Genomic DNA, 3303 nt, shown 5'->3' with positions numbered 1-3303 from the left:
TCGGCCTCGACCCCGGCCTGCTCTACGAGATCCGCGAGCGCCGCGAGACCGAACCCGCCACGGCGGACTCCAGCTAGGGCCTTCACCCCCCAGTCCCTCTCCCAGTCCCTCTCCCAGTCCCGCCCCCTCGGGGGAGGTGCCCCGAAGGGCCGGGGGTCCGCCCGGCCGCAGTTCTGACCCCCTCCGTCGGCTCCGCCGACAACTCCCCCGACCGGGGGAGCGACTTCGGCGTGGCCTCCGCCTCTCCGGGGTCCCACCCGCCGCTAGGCTGACCCGGCGTTCCCGTGGCACAGAGGCGGCCGTGACCCACGAAACCTTCCCCGAGATCCGCGAGGCCGTGCGCCGGCTCTGCGCCCGCTTTCCCGGCGCCTACTGGCGCGAGCTCGACCGCGAGCGCGCCTACCCCACCGCCTTCGTCCAGGCGCTCACCGAGGCCGGCTTCCTGTCGGTGCTGATCCCCGAAGAGTACGGCGGCTCGGGCCTGGGCCTTCGCGCCGCCACCGCGGTGCTGGAGGAGATCCACCGCTCGGGGTGCAACGGCGCCGCCTGCCACGCCCAGATGTACACCATGGGCACCATCCTCAGGCACGGCTCGCCGGCCCAGAAAGAGGCCTACCTGCCGAAGATCGCCTCGGGCGAGCTGCGCCTGCAGGCCTTCGGCGTGACCGAGCCCGACGCCGGCACCGACACCACCCGCATCTCCACCTTCGCCCGCCGGGAGGGGGACCGCTACGTCGTCTCGGGCCGCAAGATCTGGATCAGCCGCGCCGAGCACTCCGACCTGATGGTCCTGCTCTGCCGCACCCAGAAGCGGGAGGACGTGGCCAAGCCGTCCGACGGCATGAGCGTGCTGATCGTCGACATGCGCCAGGCCGTGGGGAACGGCCTGACCATCCGGCCCGTGCGGACCATGCTGAACCACGCCACCACCGAGCTCTTCTTCGAGGACCTGGAGGTCCTGGCCGACAACCTCGTCGGCCAGGAGGGCAAGGGCTTCCGCTACATCCTCGACGGGATGAACGCCGAGCGGATCCTGATCGCGTCCGAATGCATCGGCGACGCCCGGTTCTTCATCGACCGCGCCTCCGCCTACGCCAAGGAACGCCAGGTGTTCGGCCGCGCCATCGGCGAGAACCAGGGGGTGCAGTTCCCGATCGCGCGGGCCTATGTGCAGGCCACCGCCGCGGCCCACATGGTCGACCACGCGGCCGCCCTGTTCGAGGCGGGCGAGCCCTGCGGGACCGAGGCCAACATGGCCAAGCTCACCGCCAGCGAGGCGTCCTGGTACGCCGCCGACATGTGCCTGCAGACCCACGGCGGCTTCGGCTTCGCCGAGGAGTACGACATCGAGCGCAAGTTCCGGGAGACCCGGCTCTACCAGGTCGCCCCGATCTCCACGAACCTCATCCTCTCCCACGTGGCCACCCACGTGCTGGACCTGCCGAAGTCCTTCTGATGCCCGAACTTACGCCTGAGACCCTCCTGATCGAGGACGCCGCCCCGGGCGTCGCCGTCGTCACCCTGAACCGCCCGGACGCGGCCAACGCGCTCAACACGAAGATGGGCGAGGAGCTGTTGCACGCCTGGAGCCGGCTGGCCGTGCGGGAGGACCTGCGCTGCGTGGTCCTGGCCGGCCAGGGCCGCCACTTCTGCGCCGGCGCCGACCTCAAGGAGCGCAACGGCATGACCGACCATGAATGGTCGGCCCAGCACGAGGTCTTCGAGGCGATGATCCGCGCCCAGCTCGCCGTGCCCGTGCCGGTGATCGCGGCGGTGAACGGCGCGGCCGTCGGCGGCGGCTGCGAGATGACGCTCGCCTGCGACTTCGCCTACGCGGGCGAGGGCGCGCGCTTCGGCCTGCCCGAGGTGGGGCTGGGCATCATGCCGGGGCTCGGCGGCACCCAGCTCCTGCGCCGCGCCGTGGGCGAGCGCCGGGCCATCGAGCTGCTGACCACCGGCCGCCTGTTCACCGCCGCCGAGGCGCTCGAGTTCGGCCTGGTCAGCGGCGTGGCGGCGCCGGACGCCCTGATGTCCACCGTCATGGCCGTGGCCCAGACCATCGCCGCCAAGGCGCCGCTTTCCGTCCGGGCGCTGAAGTCGGTGGTCCGCGACGGCGCCGCGCTGGATCTGCCGGAGGCCATGAACCTCGAGCTGACCCACTACAATCGTCTCTTCCGGACCGAGGACCGCCGCGAGGGCGTCGCCAGCTTCAACGACAAGCGCACCCCCGACTTCAAGGGCCGCTAGGTGGCGCAAGCCGCCGCAAGCGCGTAGGGCTGCGCCCATGAAGATGCCCGTCCCCGACGCCGACCTGATCGCCCGCAAGGCCGCGATCGTCCGCGCGCTGCGGGCCATCGTGCCGGGGGAGGGGGTGGTCTCCGACTCTGACGCCCTGGTCCCCTTCGAGAGCGACGGGCTGTCGGCCTACCGCCAGACGCCCATCGCCGTCGTCCTGCCGGAGACCGTGGACCAGGTCTCCCGCGTGCTGGCCTGGTGCCAGGCCAACGGGGTGAAGGTGGTGCCCCGCGGCGCCGGCACCTCGCTCTCCGGCGGCGCCCTGCCGCTGGCCGACGGCATCGTCCTGGGCATGGCCAAGTTCAACCGCATCCTCGAGGTGGACTACGCCAACCGCTGCGCCGTCGTGCAGCCGGGGGTCACCAACCTCGCCATCACCCACGCGGTGCAGGGCGACGGCTTCTACTACGCCCCCGACCCTTCCTCGCAGATCGCCTGCACCATCGGCGGCAACGTGGCCGAGAACTCGGGCGGCGTGCACTGCCTGAAGTACGGCCTGACCACCAACAACCTGCTGGGCTGCGAGATCGTGCTGATGGACGGCCAGGTGGTCCGGCTGGGCGGCCGCGCCTACGACGCCGCCGGCTACGACCTGCTGGGCGTGGTCACCGGCTCGGAGGGGCTGCTGGGCGTGGTCACCGAGGTCACCGTGCGCATCCTGCCGAAGCCGCAGACCGCGCGGGCCATGCTGCTCGGCTTCGGCTCGGTCGAGGCCGCCGGCGCCTGCGTCGCCGACGTCATCGCCGCCGGCATCATCCCGGCCGGCATGGAGATGATGGACCGGCCGGCCATCGTCGCCGCCGAGGCCTTCGTCCAGGTGGGCTATCCCGTCGAGGCCGAGGCCCTGCTGATCGTCGAGCTGGACGGCCCGGAGGCGGAGTGCGGCGAACTCTCGGCCGCGGTGGTGGAGATCGCCCGCGCCCGCGGCGCCGACTACGTCCGGGTCTCCGAGAGCGAGGCCGAGCGCCTGGCCTTCTGGGCCGGCCGCAAGGCGGCCTTCCCGGCGGT

Annotated in this window: 3 protein-coding genes; all 3 read left to right on the top strand. The window is 72.2% G+C overall.

The features are described from left to right. Nucleotides 1-301: 301 nt before the first annotated feature. Nucleotides 302-1456 carry an acyl-CoA dehydrogenase family protein gene (locus ACE3Q8_RS23065; protein ID WP_374473254.1) on the top strand — a complete coding sequence of 385 codons (1155 nt, stop codon included), beginning with the start codon at nucleotides 302-304 and terminating at the stop codon, nucleotides 1454-1456. Beyond that, nucleotides 1456-2247, top strand: coding sequence for an enoyl-CoA hydratase/isomerase family protein (locus ACE3Q8_RS23060; RefSeq protein WP_374473252.1), 792 nt, complete (start codon nucleotides 1456-1458; stop codon nucleotides 2245-2247). Before ACE3Q8_RS23065 ends, ACE3Q8_RS23060 begins: the two co-directional genes overlap by 1 nt. Nucleotides 2248-2284: 37 nt before the next feature. Beyond that, nucleotides 2285-3303: FAD-binding protein (locus ACE3Q8_RS23055; RefSeq protein WP_374473250.1), on the top strand; the 1019-nt coding region annotated here is incomplete at its 3' end.

The sequence above is a fragment of the Phenylobacterium sp. genome, from assembly GCF_041913825.1.
Lineage (GTDB): Bacteria > Pseudomonadota > Alphaproteobacteria > Caulobacterales > Caulobacteraceae > Phenylobacterium.
This window is presented reverse-complemented; position numbering and strand designations above follow the sequence as displayed.

What these genes read in the sequence shown, in the direction of transcription:
- ACE3Q8_RS23060 (WP_374473252.1), top strand. Translation starts at nt 1,456, where the DNA reads ATGCCCGAACTTACGCCTGAGACCCTCCTGATCGAGGACGCCGCCCCG.